This window comes from Kineosporia mesophila (assembly GCF_021129235.1).
Classification (GTDB): domain Bacteria; phylum Actinomycetota; class Actinomycetes; order Actinomycetales; family Kineosporiaceae; genus Kineosporia; species Kineosporia mesophila.
In genome coordinates this window covers 1-19752 of record NZ_JAJOMA010000013.1, presented here as the reverse complement: position 1 = coordinate 19752, position 19752 = coordinate 1, and the positions used below count along the sequence as shown (strand labels likewise).

At 69.7% G+C, this 19752-nt stretch carries 15 protein-coding genes; 4 read left to right on the top strand and 11 right to left on the bottom strand.

All coding sequences use genetic code 11. The annotated features are described in order from the left end of the window. Positions 1-9 precede the first annotated feature (9 nt). Together LR393_RS18950 and LR393_RS18945 are read left to right on the top strand one after the other, a co-directional pair. Positions 10-1002 (top strand): carbohydrate ABC transporter permease, encoded by a 993-nt coding sequence (locus LR393_RS18950; protein ID WP_231485297.1) that lies wholly within the window; start codon positions 10-12, stop codon positions 1000-1002. After that, positions 1002-1898, top strand: a complete 897-nt coding sequence (locus LR393_RS18945; RefSeq protein ID WP_231485296.1) for a carbohydrate ABC transporter permease — start codon at positions 1002-1004, stop codon at positions 1896-1898. Before LR393_RS18950 ends, LR393_RS18945 begins: the two co-directional genes overlap by 1 nt. Before the next feature lie 85 nt (positions 1899-1983). Here LR393_RS18945 and LR393_RS18940 read toward each other — a convergent pair whose 3' ends face one another. From LR393_RS18940 to LR393_RS18900, 9 genes are all read right to left on the bottom strand, one after another. Continuing rightward, positions 1984-3807, bottom strand: a complete 1824-nt coding sequence (locus tag LR393_RS18940; protein ID WP_231485295.1) for an ABC-F family ATP-binding cassette domain-containing protein — start codon at positions 3805-3807, stop codon at positions 1984-1986. Between the two features lie 5 nt (positions 3808-3812). Beyond that, on the bottom strand, positions 3813-4757 hold the full coding sequence (locus LR393_RS18935) for a 4-(cytidine 5'-diphospho)-2-C-methyl-D-erythritol kinase (RefSeq protein ID WP_231485294.1): 945 nt from the start codon (positions 4755-4757) through the stop codon (positions 3813-3815). Positions 4758-4932: 175 nt separating this feature from the next. After that, positions 4933-8427, bottom strand: a complete 3495-nt coding sequence (locus LR393_RS18930; RefSeq protein ID WP_231485293.1) for an ATP-binding cassette domain-containing protein — start codon at positions 8425-8427, stop codon at positions 4933-4935. Positions 8428-8533: 106 nt separating this feature from the next. Next, positions 8534-8677 carry a hypothetical protein gene (locus tag LR393_RS18925; RefSeq protein ID WP_231485292.1) on the bottom strand — a complete coding sequence of 48 codons (144 nt, stop codon included), beginning with the start codon at positions 8675-8677 and terminating at the stop codon, positions 8534-8536. A 115-nt stretch (positions 8678-8792) separates the two neighbouring features. Next, the gene (rsmA, locus tag LR393_RS18920; RefSeq protein ID WP_345718537.1) at positions 8793-9701 is read right to left on the bottom strand and encodes a 16S rRNA (adenine(1518)-N(6)/adenine(1519)-N(6))-dimethyltransferase RsmA; all 909 of its coding nucleotides are present in this window, start codon (positions 9699-9701) and stop codon (positions 8793-8795) included. Positions 9702-9781: 80 nt separating this feature from the next. Further along, positions 9782-10936, bottom strand: a complete 1155-nt coding sequence (locus LR393_RS36510; protein ID WP_231485290.1) for a resuscitation-promoting factor — start codon at positions 10934-10936, stop codon at positions 9782-9784. 429 nt (positions 10937-11365) lie between these two features. Next, positions 11366-12229 carry a TatD family hydrolase gene (locus LR393_RS18910; RefSeq protein WP_231485289.1) on the bottom strand — a complete coding sequence of 288 codons (864 nt, stop codon included), beginning with the start codon at positions 12227-12229 and terminating at the stop codon, positions 11366-11368. Positions 12230-12280: 51 nt separating this feature from the next. Further along, positions 12281-14080 carry a methionine--tRNA ligase gene (gene metG / locus LR393_RS18905; RefSeq protein WP_231485288.1) on the bottom strand — a complete coding sequence of 600 codons (1800 nt, stop codon included), beginning with the start codon at positions 14078-14080 and terminating at the stop codon, positions 12281-12283. 32 nt (positions 14081-14112) lie between these two features. Then, positions 14113-15291 carry an aminotransferase class I/II-fold pyridoxal phosphate-dependent enzyme gene (locus tag LR393_RS18900; RefSeq protein WP_231485287.1) on the bottom strand — a complete coding sequence of 393 codons (1179 nt, stop codon included), beginning with the start codon at positions 15289-15291 and terminating at the stop codon, positions 14113-14115. Positions 15292-15383: 92 nt separating this feature from the next. On the opposite strand from LR393_RS18900, the gene LR393_RS18895 reads away from it, so the two are divergent. Then, positions 15384-16109: a VOC family protein gene (locus LR393_RS18895; RefSeq protein WP_231485286.1), complete on the top strand. Its 726-nt coding sequence runs from the start codon at positions 15384-15386 to the stop codon at positions 16107-16109. Between the two features lie 43 nt (positions 16110-16152). After that, a complete protein-coding gene (locus LR393_RS18890) occupies positions 16153-16719 on the top strand; it encodes a GNAT family N-acetyltransferase (protein ID WP_231485285.1) in 567 nt (188 codons plus the stop codon). Positions 16720-16760: 41 nt separating this feature from the next. On the opposite strand, the gene rsmI is transcribed toward LR393_RS18890, so the two are convergent. Together rsmI and LR393_RS18880 are read right to left on the bottom strand one after the other, a co-directional pair. Further along, positions 16761-17645: a 16S rRNA (cytidine(1402)-2'-O)-methyltransferase gene (rsmI, locus tag LR393_RS18885; protein ID WP_231485284.1), complete on the bottom strand. Its 885-nt coding sequence runs from the start codon at positions 17643-17645 to the stop codon at positions 16761-16763. Continuing rightward, positions 17642-19501, bottom strand: coding sequence for a hypothetical protein (locus tag LR393_RS18880; RefSeq protein WP_231485283.1), 1860 nt, complete (start codon positions 19499-19501; stop codon positions 17642-17644). The genes rsmI and LR393_RS18880 overlap by 4 nt, the downstream gene beginning before the upstream one ends. Positions 19502-19752: the final 251 nt, after the last annotated feature.

Genomic DNA, 19752 nt, shown 5'->3' with positions numbered 1-19752 from the left:
GGAGTGGCAATGGCTACCGTTGCCGAAACACATCAGGAAGAGAACGCCGCCCCACCGGTTCGCCGGCCCACCGGGATCTCCCGCAGATCCCGGTGGGTCCGGCGGGCCCCGCTGCTGCCGGCGCTCATCTTCACCATCGTCATCACCCAGGTGCCGTTCCTCATCACCATGGGTATCTCATCGCTGCGGTGGAACCCGCAGAAGCCCGGTGACAAGAGCTTCCTGGGCCTCGGCGACTACACCTCGTTCGTCGGATTCGACAACTACAAGACCGTTTTCACCGACGAACGACTGCGCAGTGCCGTCATCAACACGATCACCCTGACCGTGGGCACGGTGGGCATCAGCCTCCTGCTCGGCCTGGGTCTGGCCGTACTGCTCGACCGGAAGTTCCCGGGCCGCGGTCTGGCCCGGACCCTGCTGATCGCACCGTTCCTGATCATGCCCGTGGCGTCGGCCCTGTTGTGGAAGCACGCTCTCTACAACCCGACCTACGGCCTGTTCAACGGCACGATCAACGCCGTCTGGAAGCTGTTCGGCGCCGACCACGGCCCGACCATCGACTTCGTGTCCAGCTATCCGATGCCCTCGGTCATCGCGGCGCTGGTCTGGCAGTGGACGCCGTTCATGATGCTGATCCTGCTGGCCGGGCTGCAGGCCCAGCCGACGGACATCCTGGAGGCGGCCAGGGTCGACGGCGCCAATGGCGTCAAGATCTTCCGCTACATCACGCTGCCGCACATGCGGCAGTACATCGAACTGTCGACGCTGCTCGGCGCCATCTACATCGTGCAGCAGTTCGACGCGGTCTTCTCGATCACGCAGGGCGGCCCGGGCAGCGCGACCACCAACCTGCCCTACGAGATCTACCTGACCACGTTCTCGAAGCTCGAGTACGGCGAGGCCTCCGCGGCCGGCGTCGTCACCGTGATCGGCACGATCGTCGTGGCCACCTTCGCTCTGCGGGTCGTGAGCTCGCTCTTCCGGGAGGAGCACAGCTGATGAGCGCCCAGACGACCGAAACACCCAAGTCCGGAACCATCTTGAACCGGCGCAAGAAGAAGTCGGCCCAGGGCGAGGGTGACCTCGCCGAGACCGGTGGCTTCGTCTGGACGACGACGGCCTGGGTCCTCACCCTGATCTTCTTCGCCCCCGTGGCCTGGATGTTCCTCACCTCGTTCCACAGCGAGGCGGACGCCGCGACCAACCCGCCGACCCTGCTCGCCGGGTTCACGCTCGACAACTACTCCGCGCTGTTCGACCGCGGGGTCGGGCCGTTCCTGATCAACTCGGCCACCGCCAGCATCGTCTCCACGCTGCTGGTGCTGGCGCTGGCTATCCCGGCGGCCTACGCGCTGTCGATCAAGCCGGTGGAGAAGTGGACGGATGTGATGTTCTTCTTCCTCTCCACCAAGTTCCTGCCCTCGATCGCGGCGCTGCTGCCGATCTACCTGCTGGTCCAGAAAATCGGTGGCCTGGACAACATCTGGATCCTGGTCGTCCTCTACACCGCGATGAACCTGCCGATCGCGATCTGGATGCTGCAGTCGTTCCTGGCCGAGGTGCCCAAGGAGATCATGGAGGCCGCCGAGGTCGACGGCGCCGGCACGCTCCGGGTGATCTGGAGCGTGATCGTCCCGATCATCACCCCGGGCATCGCGGCCACCAGCCTGATCTGCTTCATCTTTAGCTGGAACGAGTTCCTGCTGGCGAAGAGCCTGACCGCGGTCGCGGCCTCGACGTCGCCGGTGTTCCTCGTCGGCTTCATCACCAGCGAGGGCCTGTTCCTCGCGAAGCTCTGCGCGGCAGCCACTCTGGTATCGCTGCCGGTGCTCATCGCCGGTTTCGCGGCGCAGGACAAGCTGGTGCGCGGCCTGTCCCTGGGCGCCGTCAAGTAGTCCCCCGTGATCATGCAATCCCCCTCCGGGAAGTGGGGGCACCTCCCGGCCGAAGGCTGGGGGATTGCATGATCACGACCAGGTCTCAGCCGGCCAGTTCGGCCGCTTCCAGCCAGGCCTCTTCGAGCGCGTCCTTCTCCGCCGTCACCTCACGCAGTTCCGCGTCGAGCTTGCTGATCGCGGCGTGGTCGGTGGCCTTCTCCGCCATCTGCGCGTGCAGCTTCTCTTCCCGCGAGGCGAGTTTCGAGATCTGCCGTTCGATCCGGGCCATCTCCTTACGGGCGGCCCGGGTGTCGGCGGCGGTCGCCACCGGGGTGGTTTCCTCCGAGATGGTGGACGTCGGTGAGCTCACCCCGGTCTGTTCCTGCTGGGCCCGCAGTTTCAGGTATTCCTCGACCCCGCCGGGCAGATCGCGGATCTGACCGTCGCCGAGCAGAGCCACCTGCTTGTCGCAGATGCGCTCCAGCAGGTACCGGTCGTGGGAGACCACGATCAGGGTGCCGGGCCACTCGTCGAGCGTGTCCTCGATGGCGGCCAGGGTGTCGGTGTCCAGGTCGTTCGTCGGCTCGTCGAGCAGCAGCACGTTCGGCTCGCTCATCAGCAGGCGCAGCAGCTGCAGACGCCGCCGCTCACCACCCGACAGGTCGCTGACCCGGGTCCAGATCTTGTCCTTGGTGAATCCCAGGCGCTCGAGCAGCTGGCCCGCGGTGACGTCTTTCCCACCGATCCGGACCGTGCCCTTGACCTTCTCGACGGCCTCCTGCACCTTCTGGTCGGCGACCGCGTCGAGCTCGCGCACGTCCTGGCTGAGAATGACCGCCTGGACCGTCTTTCCGCGCTTCACCCGGCCGGCGGTGGGCACCGGGGCACCCGGGCCGCCCAGCATCATCTTCATCAGGGTGGTCTTGCCCGAGCCGTTGACCCCGACCACACCGATCCGGTCGCCCGGACCGATCCGCCAGGTGACGTGCTCCAGCAGGGTTTTCGCCTCGTCGCCGGATCCGACCGTGACCGTGACGTCTTCCAGGTCGACGACGTCCTTGCCCAGGCGGGCGGTGGCCATCTTCGCCAGGTTCATCTGGTCGCGCGGCGGCGGTTCGTCGGCGATCAGTGACTCGGCCGCGTCGATCCGGAACTGCGGCTTACTGGTCCGGGCCGGCGGGCCGCGGCGCAGCCAGGCCAGCTCTTTCCGCAGCGTGTTCTGGCGACGCTCCTCGGTCACGGCCGCCACCCGGGCGCGCTCGGCGCGGGTCAGCACGTAGGCCGCGTAACCGCCCTCGTAGCTGTCCACGACCCCGTCGTGGACCTCCCAGATGCTGCCGCAGACCGCGTCGAGGAACCACCGGTCGTGGGTGACGACCAGCAGGCCGCCCCGCCCGGCGGGCCAGCGCTGGTTCAGGTGCTGCGCCAGCCAGGCCACGCCCTCGACGTCGAGGTGGTTGGTGGGCTCGTCGAGCATGACCAGGTCGTCGTCGCTGATCAGCAGCGCGGCCAGGCCGACCCGGCGGCGCTGGCCACCGGAGAGCCGGCCGAACTGCGCGTCGAGACCACCGACGAAGGGAGCCTCGAGACCACCGAGCAGACCGCCCAGCACGTCGCGGACCTTGGCGTCGCCGGCCCACTCGTGCGGGGCCATGTCACCCATGACCGCCTGTCGCACGGTCATTTCCGGGTCGAGGCGGTCTTCCTGCCAGAGCGCGCCGAGGCGCACCTCGCGACCCGTGGTGACCCGGCCGCCGTCCGGTTCCTGCAGACGGGCGAGCACCCGGAGCAGGGTGGACTTGCCCTCGCCGTTGCGGCCGACCACACCGATCCGGTCACCGTCGTCGAGACCGAGACTTACCGCGTCCAAAAGCGTTCTGGAGCCGTGCACGACTGTGACGGACTCCGCGTTGAGAAGGTGAGCCACTGGGCTTAACCACGCACCGATTCGACGAGACGGGCACCGGGCACCGGACCGTGTGCGCGTCGCACATCGGCCGCCGCTCCGGACGCGGTCAGGGCGACCGCGAGATCGAGGGCGTGACTGGAGTCGCGGGCCAGGAACACCGTGGTCGGGCCGGAGCCGGACACGATGCCACCGAGCGCGCCGACCTTGCGGCCGATCTCCAGCGCGCGTTCCAGCTGGGGGGCCATCGCCAGCGCGGCGGGCTCCAGCTCGTTGTGCAGGCGGGCGCCCAGGGCCGCGGCGTCACCGGCGCGCAACGCGGCCATCAGGGCGTCGTCGATCTCGGGCCCGGGCGTGGGCTGCGGGGCCTCACCGGCCTCGCGCATCCGGTCGATCTGCCCGTAGACACCGGGCGTGGACAGGCCGCCCTCGGCCAGCGCGATCACCCAGGTGTACTCACCGCGGGCCAGCACCGGGGTGAGCAGCTCGCCCCGGCCGCTGCCGATCGCGGTGCCACCGAGCAGCGAAAAGGGGACGTCCGACCCGAGTTGCGCGGCCAGGTGCAGCAGTTGCTCGCGGTCGAGCCCGGCGTGCCAGAGCGCGTCGCAGGCCACCAGGGCGGCTGCGGCGTCGGCCGAGCCACCGGCCATGCCGCCCGCCACCGGGATGCCCTTGCGCAGCTCGAACGCCACGTCGGCCGATTCCAGGCCGATGTGCGCGGCCAGCAGCTTCGCGGCCTTCACGGCCAGGTTCGAGTCGTCGGTGGGCACCTCGTCGGCCTGGATGCCGTCGACCGTGATCGAGACCCCCGAGCCGGGCTCGGTGGCCCGCGCGGTCAGGTCGTCGAACAGCGCCACGGCGTGGAACACCGTGGCGAGCTCGTGAAAGCCGTCGTCCCGGACCGGGCCCACCCGCAACTCAAGATTGATCTTGGCGGGCGCGCGCGCGATCACCGTTCTTGTCGCCGCCATGCGACCACTCTATGCAATCCGGGGCACCCCTTCCGAACGAGGCACCCACATCCCGGGCGAGACCCCCAAGATCCACTCCGTGATCATGCAGAACCTCCCCAGCGTTCTAGAACTGTGGCGCGGAGAGTTCTAGAACTCCGGGGAGGTTCTGCATGATCACGAACGAGGTGATTTTTCACCCCGCCAGGTGGCTCCAGCGGTTGTCGAGCTCCGCCCACGTGCCCTGCGCCACCGCCCGGCCGTCGATCATCACGACCACCCGGTCGGCGCGTTCCAGGGCCGCCCGCTTCGAGGTCGAGCCCACCACCGTCACGCCGTGCTCGCGCAGGGCCTGCCAGAGGTCGAGCTCGGTGCCGACGTCGAGGGCCGAGGACACGTCGTCGGCCACCAGCAGTTCGGTGCGCGGGGCCAGCGCCCGGGCCAGGGCCAGGCGCTGCAGCTGACCACCGGACAGGCGGGAGCCCTTGTGCCCGATCATCAGCCCGAGCCCGGAACCGGACTCCGCCAGGTCACGCTCGAGCTGGGCGGCGGCCACGGCGGTGTGCAGGTCGACGTCGTGCCCGAGCGCGATGTTGTCGGCGATCGTGCCCGACAGCACCCGCGGCACCTGGCCGACGTAGCCCACCTGGTTGGGGCGCAGGAACCGCTCCGGCTCGGTGACCTCGGTGCCGTTCCAGGCCAGCGACCCCCAGTGGTGCACGATCCCGGCCAGGGCCCGCAGCAGTGACGACTTGCCCGCACCGACCGGCCCGACCACCAGCACCAGCTCACCGCGCCGCACCGTGAGGTCCACGTCGCGGGCGCCGAGCATGCCGTCTTCGTGCACGGCGGTGAAACCGGTCAGGGTCAGCTCGCGCAGCGGCTCGCGGCCGGGCAGCACCGGCGCCGGGGCGGTACCGGCCGCCACGTCCACCTCGGGCAGCTCGGCCGAGTAGTTGCCCTCGCCGATCATCGCGTGGGTGCGCCGGGTCCAGACCCGGGCCGAGGGCAGCTGCGACACGAACGAGGCCGTGGTCCAGGCGAACCACCGCGCCGAGCCCAGCGTGGAGACCGCGATCAGCACGGCCGCCGGGCTGAGACCGCCGTTCAGGTACAGCGCCCAGGCCCCGATCGGCAGCAGGCCGGCGGTCAGCGCCGGGGTGGAGCGCGACCAGACCTGGATCATGATCTCTTCGCGCTGCCGCTCGCTGCGCACCCGGTCGAGCCCGGCCAGGTGGGACAGCACGGGCTGGGTGGCGCCGCTCAGCTTGACCGTGCGGGCCGCCGACAGCGACGAGACCAGCGCGGTGGCGAACGAGGCCCGGGCCGCGACCGTGCGGGCCGCCGCCTTCTCCAGCTTCGGGCCGAACCCGGTGGCCACGATCCCCGACAGCACCATCGTGGCCGCGAAGAACAGGGCGGGCACGATCGAGCCGGAGATCGCCGTCATGGTGACCATGACGACCACGGCGGTGACGTTGTCCACCACGTTGTCGGCCAGCTGCACGACCCTCTCGGTGTCGCCGGACTGCGCGATCACCGCGGCCGGGGTGTGGTTGCTGACCCGCCGGTCACCGGTCTGGCCGTGCGTGAGCCGCAAATTGATGCGCAGCGTCTGGCGCACCCACCACTCCGGGAACCAGCGGTCGGTGAACCACGGCAGCGGGGCGGTGAGCAGCAGCGCGGTGACGATGCCGGCGGACGGCCAGAACAGGCTGCCCGATCCGTCCACCAGATCGGCCCACAGCCACGGCAGTACCGAGCCGTCCAGCCCGAGCAGGATCAGCACCATGAAGACGGCGACCGCGGCGACGCCGTACCGGGCGTCGTTGCGCACCAGCTGGAAGATCTCGCGCACGGTGGAACCACCGGTGGCCTCGACGACCTGGGGCGGTTCGGCCCGGGCCGGCGACTGTGACGTGACCGGCGCCGGCGGGACCGGGGCGACCACGACGTCCTCAAGCAACTCCCCCTCGACCGACCGCTGCTGCGGGAGGTGAGCGCTGACACCGGCCGGCACCGGCGAGCGCAGCTTGCTGCTCTCGACCAGACGGGCGAACCGCTGCGACCGGGCCAGCGGACCGGCCTCGAGCACGCGGCCGCTGTCGAGCACCACCACCTCGTCGCAGTCGGCCACCGACGACAGCCGGTGCGCGATCACGATGCCGATACGCCCCTCCAGCAAGCGGGCCGAGGCCAGCTGCACCTGGTGCTCGGTGACCGGGTCCATCCGGGCGGTGGCCTCGTCGAGGATCACCAGGTGCGGGTCGCGCACCAGGATCCGGCCGAACGCGACCAGCTGCTCCTGCCCCGCCGAGAGCACGTATCCACCCTCACCGAGCCGGGTGCCCAGGCCGTCGGGCAGCCCCTCCACCCAGGCGCCGAGCCCGAGTTCGTCCATCACCCGCCCGGCCGAGCCGATCAGTTCCGGGTCGAACAGGGCGATGTTCTCGGCCAGGGACCCGGCCAGGATCTCGGTGCGCTGTGGCACCACCGCCACCCAGCGGCGCAACAGTTCCAGGTCGACCCGGTTCAGGTCGGCACCGCCCAGATCGACGGTGCCGTCGGGCACGTCGACCGAGCGGGTGAGCACCTTGGCCAGCGTGGACTTGCCCGAGCCGGTGCGCCCGATCAGCGCGTACGAGCGGCCGGGCACGAAGGTCAGCGAGACGTCGTGCAGCACGGCACCCCGGTCCGACTCCCCCGGGTAGGCGAAAGTCAGGTTCCGGATGTTCAGTTCGCCCTCGGCCGGAGCCTCGCCCCCGGTCGGCTCGACCGTCGAGGCCGACAGCATCTGCACCCGGCCCCAGGCCCCGAGCCCCTGCTGCAGGTGCGGCACCATCCGGCTGATGTGGTCGACCGTCGCCCCGAAAGCCAGTGCCAGGAGCCAGGTCGAGGTCAGCCGGGCGGCGTCGAGATGCCCCGCCTGCAGGGCCCAGATGCCGCCCACCACGACCACGGCGATCGAGGAGCGGACAATGGTGGACGCGACGACTGACAGTTTCGCGCTCAGTCGCCACACGACCCGTCCCCGGCTCAGGACCTGGCTCGACCGGTCGGCGAAAAGCCGCACCACGTAGGGCCGGGCCAGGGTGGTGCGGACGTCGTCCTGACCGTGGATCGACTCTTCCATCACCGCGGCCAGATCCGACCAGGCCTCTTCCTCGCTCATCCGGGCCGGGTTGATGCGGCGGATCGGGCGGGACAGGCCCTTCACCGTGAGAGCGACCACCAGCAGCATGCCGACCCCGGCCGGCCACCAGACGAACAACGCGGTGACGATGGAAACCGTTGCCACCGCGAGCTGTTGGAAGATGCGCAGGCCGCTGTTCCGGATCTCGCTGCCGACCTGGTAGATGTCCTGGTCGATGCGGTCGAGCAGCTCACCGACCGGGGTGCCCTCCAGGGCCTGCAACGGCTGGGAGAAAGCGACCGTGCACAGACGGCGGCGCAGGTCGGCCGACCAGTCGGCGGTCAGCCGGGCCGCGACGATGTTCACGGCCAGATCGCCCAGCACGTAGAGCGAGAGGCCGGCGGCCATCAGGACGAACAAGGACCAGGAGCGTTCGAGCAGCACCGGTCCGGCCAGCGCCGCGGCGGCGGCCTGGCCCGCGCCCCCGCACAGCACGAGCACCATCACCAGGGCGCATTGTCGTGGCGAGGTCTGCCAGAGGTCTCGGAGCAGGCGCATGGCAGAAAAATCCTTCGGGAGGCTGGGGGCGGCCTCCCCACATTGCCGTCAGATGCGCTCTGAACTCAATGTATTTTCCTGGCAGCCGACCGGCCGCCGGGTGATTTCAGTTACGGGCAGCCCGTTCGGGTGCACCGTCGGGGCGCAACTGACGCGGGAGCGAGGGGATTCGCTGCGCCAGGTCGATGCTGATCGCGCTCATCGAGGCCACCGTGATGGTCGGTGTTCCCGTGCTCCCGTTGTCCGTCATGCGGGTGAACCTACGACCCCGGAACGGGCCTCGCCTCCCGGCGACACGGACATCCCGGCGGACGGGCGCGAAAATCCGCCGTACAGACCGCCCGGGCCACCGGAACGGCCGAGTGTCACCCCTTCGGGCGGGCAGCCGCCAGCGCGGAGAACTCCTGCACGGTGAGCCGCTCACCCCGGATCTTCGGGTCGATCCCGGCCTGATCCAGAGCCGCCTGCGCGGCGTCGGCCGATCCGGCCCAGCCGGCCAGGGCCGCGCGCAGGGTCTTGCGGCGCTGGGCGAAGGCGGCGTCGACGCAGGCGAACACCTCTTCGCGGGTGGCGCTCGTGTCCGGGTGGGGGCGGGCCGTGAACTGCACCAGACCCGACTCCACGTTCGGCACCGGCCAGAACACCTGCCGCGGCACCGCGCCGGCCCGGCGCACGTCGGCGTACCAGGCGGCCTTCACCGAGGGCACACCGTAGGTCTTGTCACCGGGACGGGCCGCGAGCCGGTCGGCGACCTCGGCCTGCACCATCACCAGGCCGCTGGTCAGGGTGGACACCCGCTCCAGCAGGGTCAGCAGCACCGGCACGGCCACGTTGTAGGGCAGGTTCGCGACCACGGCGGTGGGCGTGCGGCCCCCGACCTCCAGCTGCTGCGCCTGCACCAGCAGCGCGTCGGAGAGCACGACGCTGAACCGCTCCGCCGCCTCCGGGGCCCGGGTGGCGATCGTGGCCGGCAGCTCGGCCGCCAGCTTGGGGTCGATCTCCACCGCGACGACGTGGGCACCCGTCTCCAGCAGCGCCAGCGTCAGCGAGCCGAGCCCGGGCCCGATCTCGGTGACCAGGTCACCCTCACCCACCCCGGCGAGCCGGGCGATGCGGCGCACGGTGTTGGCGTCGACCACGAAGTTCTGCCCGAGCTGCTTGGTCGGGCGGACGTCGAGCCGTCCGGCCAGCTGACGGATGTCGGCGGGGCCGAGCAGGGACGTGGACGACGTGGACACAACGGCCGACCTTACCCCCACTACCTCCGTGATCATGCACACAGGGCTGCTGAGGGACGCGGCACACGGCGAAGGGGCCCGCCCACCTCGGGTGGACCGGCCCCTTCGTCGTTCTGTTATAGGTTCTTGCCGCAGACCGGCCACTGGCCGGCCCCGGACTGCTTGTAGAGCAGCTTCGCCCGGTAGGTCTGCTCCGAGGAGCTGGCGTCCGCGGGGTTGCCCGAGCCACCCATCGCGGCCCAGGTGCTGGTGCTGAACTGGTAGAGCCCGTAGTAACCGGCCGGGTTCACGGCCTTGGGGTTGCCGCCGGACTCGCACTCGGCCAGCGCGGCCCAGTTCAGCGAGTCGACGCCGCCACCGACGCTGCCGCCGGAGGAGCTGCCGCCGGACGAGCTACCGCCCGAGGAGCTGGACGACTCGGCGGGCTTGGCCTTGGTGCCGACCTGCACCACCTCGGTCACCGGCTTGCGGGTGACGCTGGTGTCGACGAGCTTGCGCTTGGTGATCTTCCCGTCGGTGCGGGTGATCTGCCAGACGGCCTTCTGCACGCCGTCCTTGCCCGCGGTGACGACCTTGGACTCGCCCTTGTAGAGCTTGCTCGTCGAGGTCTTCTTCGTCTTGTGGTCGATCGCCGAGGTCTTGGTGACCTTCTTCTGGGTCACCCGGGCGATCTTCACCGTCAGGCCGTCGCGCAGCGGGGTGCTGGGGACCTGGCTCAGCTTGTCCAGGTCGCCGACCTTCACCTTCTCGTCGGTGAGGAACTCGGAGACCGTCGCGGCGGTGGTGGTGATCTTGTCCTTGTCGCCGTCGGCCACGAGGGTGACCGACTTCGGCGTGCTGAGCGACATCGTCATCCCGGCCCGGTCGATGCGGGACGAGCGCGAGGCGGAGAGCTCGGCGCCGTCACTGCGCACCCCGAGGGCCAGCAGCGCCTTGTCCACCGAGAGCTCGGTGGTCCAGAAGGTGCGCTCGGTGCCGTCGACCGTGAGGTTCAGGGGCCTGGCGTAACGGACGACCACGGTGTCGCCCTCACCGATCGAGGTGTCGGCGGCGGGGGCGACCAGGTCACGATCGCCGACGGAGATGTGCTCGTCGGCGAGGAAGTCCGAGACGCTGGAGGCGAAGGAGTGGACTTCGGTCGTCCGACCGTCCACGGAGAGGGTGATCGTCTTGTTCGCCTGGGAATACCAGACGCTGCCGCCGACGGCTACGGCGAGAACTGCTGCCTGCGCGACGAAGCGCGCGGGTCTGCTGTGGACGAGCGAGCGCACGATGCTCCAAGCCTCGTTCTTCCCGGGTACGGCACGGCGGAAATCATCGCCGACGGTGACCGTCTGCGCCCTCGGACCACCCTTGCGAGGGCCTCAGGATTCCGCCGGGAGGGAACCGCTCCCGGCTGTCGACCGCATACCGTAATCGAACCGAGACCGAATCCCAAGCCGAACCGCGGCCCGCGGCCCCGGGAACGGATCCGGTCAGACCCGATCAACGCAGGTCAGGAAGGCTGCCACGGTCCGGGCGGATACCCGAGAATTGCTGTACTTCAACCGTTTCGATACCCCCCAAAAATGTGACACCGCGAAGTGTCGGAAACTTGGCCGTAGGACGGCGCGAGTGGGGTAACGGGGCAGTGCGGGAGGGGTGTGACAACGTGTCATCGGAGGCCTTGACCAGGCCCCCGATCACGACGCGTCACCCCGCTACCAGGGGCCGTACACCGCCTCGCTGGTCGCCGACAGTGCCGCACACACCTCGTCCAGGCCGAGCCCGAGCTCCGCCGCCATCGCCCGCACCGTCAGCGGCACCAGGTAACTCGCGTTGGTGCGGCCCCGGTACGGCATCGGGGTCAGGTAGGGCGCGTCGGTCTCGACCATCACCCGCTCCAGCGGCACCACGGCGAGCGCCTCCCTCAGGGGGGCGGCGTTCTTGAAGGTCACGGTGCCGGCGAACGACAGGTACCAGCCGCGATCAGCGGCCAGCCGGGCCATCTCGGCGTCACCGGAATAGCAGTGGAACACCGTCTTCTCCGGTGCCCCCTCGGAGTCGAGCACCCGGATCACGTCGTCGTGGGCGTCGCGGTCGTGGATCTGCAGCGCCTTGCCCAGCCGCTTGGCCAGGTCGATGTGCCGGCGGAAGGAATCTTCCTGGGCAGCCTTCCCGACGTCGTCGGTGACCCAGTAATGGTCGAGGCCGGTCTCGCCGATCACCCGCACACGAGGGTGCGCCGCGAGCTTCTCGATCTCTTCGAACGCCTGGTCGAGTTCTTGTGCCGCAGCATGTTTCGTTGCCTCGGTGGGGTGCAGTGCCACTCCCCCGAGCAGCTCCGGGAACCGGTCCACGGCCTGCACCGTCCAGCGGGCGGCCGGAAGGTCGCAGCCGATCTGCACCATTCGCGAGACATTGACCGAGACTGCCTGCGCGATCAGCGTTTCCACGACCTCGTCGGCGGTCAGGGAACCGGCCTGGGTGCCCGGCACGTGATCGAGGTGGGTGTGGTTGTCCACCACGGGCAGCGGGAGCGCCTCCGGCCGCGGTACGGGTCCGTCGTCCTTCTTCTTACTCATCAAACCCACCACAGAGGACGCCGGTGGCCACCGGCGTCCTCTGTTCGCTCCTTACTTGTCTTTGTCGGCGAGGCGGGCGAGCTCTTCTTCCACGACCGACTCGTCGAGCTTGCGGAAGATCGGGGAGGGCGCCGGGACCGGGGTGCCCGGCACGATCGGCGCCGACTCCCAGGCCGCCACCGTCTCGCCGAGCGTGTAGTTACCCATCAGCACCGGATAGCCCGGGCCACCGTCCAGATCCTCGACCTCGCGGATCTGCGGCAGCGGGGAGACCGTGCCGGTGCCGCCGAAGGCCTCGAACACCCGTTGCGAGCTGTGCGGCAGGAACGGGGACAGCAGCACCCGGCAGTCGCTGATCGCCTGCGCGGCCACGTGCAGCACCGTCTTCATGCGCTCGAAGTCGGTCTTCTTCAGCTTCCAGGGCTCGGTGTCGGAGAGGTACTTGTTGACCTCGCCCACCACGCGCATCGCCTCGGCCAGGGCGGCCTTCTGCTTGTGCGAGGCGAGCAGCTCGCCGACCGCGCCGAACCCGGCCTTCGTGGTCTCGAGGACCGCCAGGTCGATCGCCTGCAGTTCCCCGGCCTCGGGGATCTCGCCCAGGTTCTTGTTGATGAGCGACGCCGTGCGGTTGACCAGGTTGCCCCAGCCCGCGACCAGCTCGTCGTTGGTGCGGCGGACGAACTCGGCCCAGGTGAAGTCGGTGTCCTGGTTCTCCGGGCCGGCCGCGCAGATGAAGTAGCGCAGCGCGTCGGGCTGGTAGCGGCTCAGGATGTCGCGCACGTAGATGACCACGCCGCGGCTGGAGGAGAACTGCTTGCCCTCCATCGTCAGGAACTCGCTGCTGACGACCTCGGTGGGCAGGTTCAGCTCACCGTACGGGCCCACCTCGCCGCCCTTGGCGCCCCTGCCCGCGTAGGCCAGCAGCTCGGCCGGCCAGATCTGCGAGTGGAAGGTGATGTTGTCCTTCCCCATGAAGTAGTTGGAGACGGCTTCGGGGTCGTTCCACCACTTGCGCCACTGCTCCGGGTCGTCGGTGCGGCGGGCCCACTCGATCGAGGCCGAGAGGTAGCCGACCACCGCGTCGAACCAGACGTACAGACGTTTGTGCGAGTTCTCTTCCCACCCGGGGAGCGGAACCGGGATGCCCCAGTCGATGTCGCGCGTCATCGCGCGCGGCTTCAGGTCGTCCAGCAGGTTCAGCGAGAACTTGAGGACGTTGGGACGCCAGTCGGTGCGCGTGCGGAGCCACTCGCCGAGGGCGTCGGCGAGCGCGGGCAGGTCGAGGAAGAAGTGCGTCGTCTCGACGAACTTCGGGGTCTCGCCGTTGACCTTGCTCTTCGGGTTGATCAGGTCGGCCGGGTCGAGCTGGTTGCCGCAGTTGTCGCACTGGTCGCCGCGGGCGTTCTCGTAGCCACAGATCGGGCAGGTGCCCTCGATGTAGCGGTCGGGCAGGGTACGGCCGGTGGACGGGGAGACCGCCCCGGTCGTGGTCTGCTCGATCATGTAGCCGTTGGCGTGGTCGGTACGGAACAGTTCCTGGGCCACGGTGTAGTGGTTGACCGTGGTGGTGCGGGTGAACAGGTCGTAGGACAGGCCGAGGGCGTGCAGGTCTTCGACGATCATGCGGTTGTAGCGGTCGGCCAGCTCGCGCGGCGACACGCCCTCCTGCTCGGCCTGCACCAGGATCGGCGTGCCGTGCTCGTCGGTGCCGCTCACCATGAGCACGTCGTGACCGGCCATTCGCATGTAGCGGCTGTAGACGTCGGAGGGCACGCCGAAGCCGGCGACATGGCCGATGTGACGAGGGCCGTTGGCATAAGGCCAAGCGACCGCGGTGAGGATCCTGGTCATACCCCGAATCTTTCCACGTCCCGGGAGTGGGATTACCCAAGCCCCGGCAACCCCCGCTTGATCTGCCGCACCGCCTGCCCGATCCGGTGCTCGTTCTCGATCAGGGCGAACCGCACGCGCCCGTCGCCGTCCGGGCCGAACCCGATGCCCGGCGACACCGCCACGTCGCAGTCCCGCACCAGGCGGGTGGCGAAGGCGATCGAGCCCTCGGACCGGAACTGCGCGGGGATCGGTGCCCAGAGGAACATCGTGCCCTTCGGCCGCTCGACCTCCCAGCCGATCCGGTTCAGGCCGTCGCACAGGGCGTTGCGCCGGGCCTCGTAGATCGCGTTCACCTCGGACGGGTACTCCGACGCCTCGTTCAGGGTCACCGTGGCGGCGATCTGCACCGGCTGGAACGAGCCGTAGTCCAGGTAGCTCTTGAGCTTGGCCAGGGCGGCGACCACCTCGGCGTTCCCCAGCAGGAAGGCCATCCGCCAGCCGGCCATGGAGAACGACTTGGTCATCGAGTACAGCTCGACGGCGCAGTCCAGAGCGCCCTCGCACTCCAGGATCGAGGGTGGCCGCACCCCGTCGAACCAGACGTCGGCGTAGGCGAAGTCGTGCACCAGCACCACGTCCCGGGCCCGGGCCCAGTCGACCAGGCGCTGCAGGTCGTCCTTCGCGACGGTGGTCGTGGTCGGGTTGTGCGGGAAGCACAGCACCACCACGCGGGGCTTGGGCCAGCCGTACTCCCAGGCGTCCATCACCGCGTCCACGTAGTCCGCGCCGCTCGAGCCGATGGTCACCTGCCGGGCGTCGGCCCCGGCGAAGTACGGGCCCCAGATGTGGATGGGGTAGGACGGGGAGGGCACCAGCGCCGCGTCACCGGCCTGCAACAACACCCACATCAGGTGGCTGAAGCCCTCTTTCGCACCGATGGTGGCGATCACGTTCTTCACCGGGTCGAGCTTCACGCCGTACTGCGCGGCGTAGCGGTCGGCGATCGCCTCGCGCAGCTTCGGGATACCCCGGCTGGAGGAGTACCGGTGGTTGCGCGAGTTGTGCGCCGCCTCGGCCAGCTTCTCCACGGCAATCGGTGGACTGGGGATGTCCGGATTACCGAAACCGAGATCGACAATGTCCTTCCCGTCCCGCCGGGCCTGGAGTTTCAGCCCGTCGATGATGGTGAAGACGTAGGGCGGTAACCCCGGGATTCTCCTGAATTCCACCGCGGAAACGCTAGTGAGGTGCGCCCGGAAATCCCGATAGCCAATCGCCTGATTCTCGTGCGGGACCCCGGGGACGGGGCAGACTGGGCACCATGCCCACCCGGTTGACAGACATCGTGATCGACACCCCGGACCCCTCGTCCCTGGCCCGCTGGTGGAGCGAGGCCCTCGGCTGGCGCGTCACCAACGAGAGCGACGACGAGTCCAACGTCGAGCCGCCGGAGGGCGAGCCCGGCGTCGAGCTGACGTTCGTGCCGGTGAAAGACCCGAAGGTGGGCTGGAACCGCCTGCACCTCGACCTGGCCAGCCGCGACGCCGGGCATCAGGCGCAGATCGTGGCCCGGCTGGAGTCGCTGGGCGCCCGGCGCATCGAGCTGGAGGTCGAGCGGCCCTGGGTGGTGCTCGCCGACCCGCAGGGCAACGAGTTCTGCGTGCTGGAGCACCGCGACGAGTACGACGGGCGGGGCCCGGTCGCGGCCATCGTGCTGAAGGTGCCCGACATCGCGACAGCGGGCCCGTTCTGGCTGGCGGCGGCGGGCGGGACGCTCGAGATCAAGGACGACGTGGTGGCCACGATCGAGCTGACCACGCCCGGCCCGCTGCTGGAGCTGATCCGGGAGAACGAGCCGAAGACCGTGAAGAACCGGTGGCACATCGACGTTCGGCCCTACGCCGCCGACGACCAGGCGGCCGAGGTCAGCCGGCTGATCAGCCAGGGCGCCCGGCGCGAAGACGTGGGCCAGTCGGCCGATGTCACCTGGACCGTGCTCACCGGGCCGGACGGGAACGAGATCTGCGTGCTGTGGCCCCGGGGGTAGAAACCCCTGGCATCCACCGGAAGGGCACGGCATTCTGGGAAGAATGCTCCCGCATCTCGAAACTGAACGCCTGCTCCTGCGCCAGTGGAAGGACTCCGACCGCGACCCCTGGGCCGCGATGAACGCCGACGAAGAGGTGCTGCGCTTCTTCCCGTCCACCAAGACCCGCGAGGAGTCCGACCTCGCCGTCGACCGATTCGTCCATCATCTCGACGCCCACCGGTGGGGCCTGTGGGCCACCGAACTGAAGAAGACCGGCGAGTTCATGGGTTTCATCGGCCTCTGGCCGATGCCCGTCGGATTCCCCGCAGCCGACCTGACCGAGATCGGCTGGCGTCTCGACAAGCGCTTCTGGGGAAAGGGTTACGCGCCCGAGGGAGCCCGTGCGGTGCTGCACCACGCGTTCACCGTGCTGGGGAAACCCGAGCTGGTGTCGATGACCACGGTGACCAACGAGCCGTCGCGCCGGGTGATGGCGAAGATCGGCATGACCTATTCGCCCGCCGACGACTTCGTCAACCCCACCTACGAGCCAGGCCACCGGCAGGGCCCACACGTGCTGCACCGGATCACGGCCGAGCAGTACTTCGCTCAAACAACCGTGCAGTGAACAAAATGGAGGACGAGTCGGTCAGGTGACCGATTCGTCCCTCAATTTCGGGCTCTCACCGCTGCGTCGTACAACCCCCGCTTGTTCACACCCGACTGGGCCGAGACCGCGGCGACGGCCTCCTTGAGCCGCTCCCCCGCGTCCACCCGTTGCTGGACCCGGGCGACCAGGGCGGCCACGTCGTCCGTTGCCGTGGGATCGGACAGATCGACCGGCACCCGCTCGGGAGCCCCGCCGACCACGATGCTGATCTCCCCGAGAACCTCGGACGCCGAGGCCCATTCGACGAGTTCGGCCAGCGAGCCGCGCTTCACCTCCTCGTAGGTCTTGGTCAGCTCCCGGCAGACCGCGGCCTGCCGCTCTCCCCCGAAGGCCTCGGCCATGGAGGCCAGCGTGTCGGCCGTACGCCGCGGCGACTCGAAGAAGATCATCGTGCGGGGCTCCGCGCTCAGACCCCGGAAGGCCGTGGACCGTTTGCCGTTCGTCCGGGGTGGGAACCCCTCGAAGCAGAACCGGTCGGTGGGCAGCCCGGACAGTGCGAGTGCGGTGAGAGCGGCGGAGGGACCGGGCAGCGCGGTCACCGGGAACCCGGCCTCCACCACGGCCTGCACCGCCTTCAGCCCCGGGTCGGACACCCCCGGCATGCCGGCGTCACTCACCACGAGCACCGTGCCGCCACCGGCGACCACCTCGAGCAGGGCGGTGGACCGGTAGTCCTCGTTGTGCTCGTGATTACTGATCACCCGGCCCTGCGGCGCGATCCCCAGAGCGGCAGCCAGCCGGCGGAACCGGCGGGTGTCCTCGGCCGCGATCAGGTCGGCGGTCTCGATCAGGCGGCTCAGACGCACCGAGGCGTCTTCCGGGTCACCGATCGGGGTGGCCGCCAGAACCAGGCGACCCCGCCCGTCAGCTACCGAGCCGCTCACGTCAGGTCCCAGACCAGGACGCCGTCCTCGGCCACCGGTTCCCGGTCGATCAGCGCGGTCACGGTGCGCCGCAACGCGTCTTGCGACGGGTCGGGGCCGAGCACGATCTTGTCGGCCCCCCACGCCTGGATGTCGGCCTGGGCCTGCGCCCGGTTCGCCGGGGTGATCACCGGCACGTCACCCGTGTACTGCACCTCGGTGAGCAGCTGCGCGGTGGCGGGGTCGGCGGCCCCGCCGACGTAGGCCTGGCCGTCCTGCGCCGGGCCGAGGTAGTAGCCGCCGGGCATCTTGAACGAGTAGCCGGAGGCCGACTGCCAGCGCATCGCCGTGGGCAGGGTCGCGACGGGGTAGGGCAGCACGACCACGACCGTATCGCTGGGGAACTGCTTGGCCTGCGTGGTGAAGTACTTCGGGATGGCGGGCGCGTCGACCACCGGCACGGTCGAGGGCAGCAGCGGCACCAGGCAGGCGAGCGACACCCCGATGGCACCGGCGGCCCGGGCGGTGACGGCCTTGCGGCTCGACGTGCGCCCGGACGGGATGGGCGGCTGCAGCAGCCGGTGCCGGGAACCGCTGCGCAGCCCCTGCACCGCCAGGGCCAGCATCGCCCCGGCGAACACCGCGACCAGCAGGCCGAAGCGGGTCGCCAGCGACGACTCCAGCACGGGCAGGCTCTGCACCAGCGCGTACGGGCCCTTGTGCTCGGTCCAGACCCCGTCGATCCAGAGCCGGCCGCCGAGCGAGAGCGCGGCCGAGACCAGCAGACCGACCGCGACGCAGCGCACGGCCAGCATGCGCCAGCCGAGCACCATCGTGATCAGGCAGACGACGATCAGGGGCCAGCCCAGGTAGGCCAGGTGCTCCTCGATACCGCCCGCGAAGTGCTTGGCCCGGTCCAGGTTCGCCGCGCTGTGCACCAGCACGCCCGAGGTCGGGGTGAAGAAGGCGGTCACGTCGGCGCCGAAGTAGTCCTTGGTGAAAGGGCTGCCGTGGTTCGCGTGCGGACCGAAGAACTGGAGGTAGAGCGGGTAGGCGGCGATCGGCAGGAACACCGCGAACGCGGTTGCGAGGGTGCGGGCCAGGCGCAGCGCCCCGGTCCGGACCTGGCGCGGACGGCACACGGCGGCGGTGACCATGATCAGCACGGCGCCGACGGCGGCCTGGAACAGCACCTCCTCACCGATGAACACCTGGGCCAGCGTGACCAGCCCCAGCCAGAGGCCGATGCGCAGAGGGCTGTGCTGTTCGAAACCACTGGTGCGGCGCTGGTCGGTGCGCCAGGCCTCCACGCTCAGCGCCAGCAGGATCGGCAGGCCGGGCGCGAACGCCATGGTGATGTGCCCGGTCAGCGAGTTCACGACCGCCGGGGAGATGGCGAAGCAGACGGCGCCGATCGCAGCCGCCCCGCTGGACACCCCCGGCACCTTGCGCAGCGCCCAGTAACCGGCGGCGAAACACAGCGGCACGGCGAGCAGGTTCAGCAGGTTCAGCGTGAAGAGCGAACTGAACAGCAGGCTGAACGGCGAGAGCAGCAGCGCCGGCAGGATCAGGGTGGTGTTGTTCATCGCGCCGACGCCGTCGGGCCAGTTCATGTCGCTGGTCAGGAACGGGTTCTCGACGTTGCCGATGGCGTGCGGCGTGTGCCCGAGCCACCACGAGTAGTGCATCGCGTCGGGGATGTTGCCGTCGATCACCCGGCCCGCGGGGTCACCCCACAGCCCGGCTGTCGCGGCCAGGCCGAAGCCCAGCGCGGCCAGGGCGATCAGTACCAGCGCCGGGCCGGACGGGTCTTCCCGTCGCGGCCGGGGCAACCAGACTCGCTGATCGACCGGTTCGGTCTCCGGCGACGCGCTCACTCGTGCCCGTCCTCCCAGTTCATCCGCCTGCACTGGTCAGCTGGGCGGCCGGTCGCCCAGTCTGGCAGGTGATGCCCCATCCGCCCCACCCCGGTGGCCGACAGGTCCTCAGCTCTGGTCCGCGCACGGTTGCCGGGCCGGGCACCAAAGGTGGAGGCCCTACGATGACGCGCGTGACCAGCCCAGCCGTGGCCACCCGCGCCGCGGTGCGCGAGGTTCAGCCCCCCTCGCCGATCCAGCCGTACCCCCGT

Excerpts from the sequence above, each read along its gene's own strand:
- LR393_RS18950 (WP_231485297.1), top strand. The coding sequence starts at position 10 with ATGGCTACCGTTGCCGAAACACATCAGGAAGAGAACGCCGCCCCACCG.
- LR393_RS18945 (WP_231485296.1), top strand. The coding sequence starts at position 1,002 with ATGAGCGCCCAGACGACCGAAACACCCAAGTCCGGAACCATCTTGAAC.
- LR393_RS18935 (WP_231485294.1), bottom strand. The coding sequence starts at position 4,757 with ATGGCGGCGACAAGAACGGTGATCGCGCGCGCGCCCGCCAAGATCAAT.
- LR393_RS18930 (WP_231485293.1), bottom strand. The coding sequence starts at position 8,427 with ATGCGCCTGCTCCGAGACCTCTGGCAGACCTCGCCACGACAATGCGCC.
- LR393_RS18925 (WP_231485292.1), bottom strand. The coding sequence starts at position 8,677 with ATGACGGACAACGGGAGCACGGGAACACCGACCATCACGGTGGCCTCG.
- rsmA (WP_345718537.1), bottom strand. The coding sequence starts at position 9,701 with ATGATCACGGAGGTAGTGGGGGTAAGGTCGGCCGTTGTGTCCACGTCG.
- LR393_RS18910 (WP_231485289.1), bottom strand. The coding sequence starts at position 12,229 with ATGAGTAAGAAGAAGGACGACGGACCCGTACCGCGGCCGGAGGCGCTC.
- metG (WP_231485288.1), bottom strand. The coding sequence starts at position 14,080 with ATGACCAGGATCCTCACCGCGGTCGCTTGGCCTTATGCCAACGGCCCT.
- LR393_RS18895 (WP_231485286.1), top strand. The coding sequence starts at position 15,384 with ATGCCCACCCGGTTGACAGACATCGTGATCGACACCCCGGACCCCTCG.
- LR393_RS18890 (WP_231485285.1), top strand. The coding sequence starts at position 16,153 with ATGCTCCCGCATCTCGAAACTGAACGCCTGCTCCTGCGCCAGTGGAAG.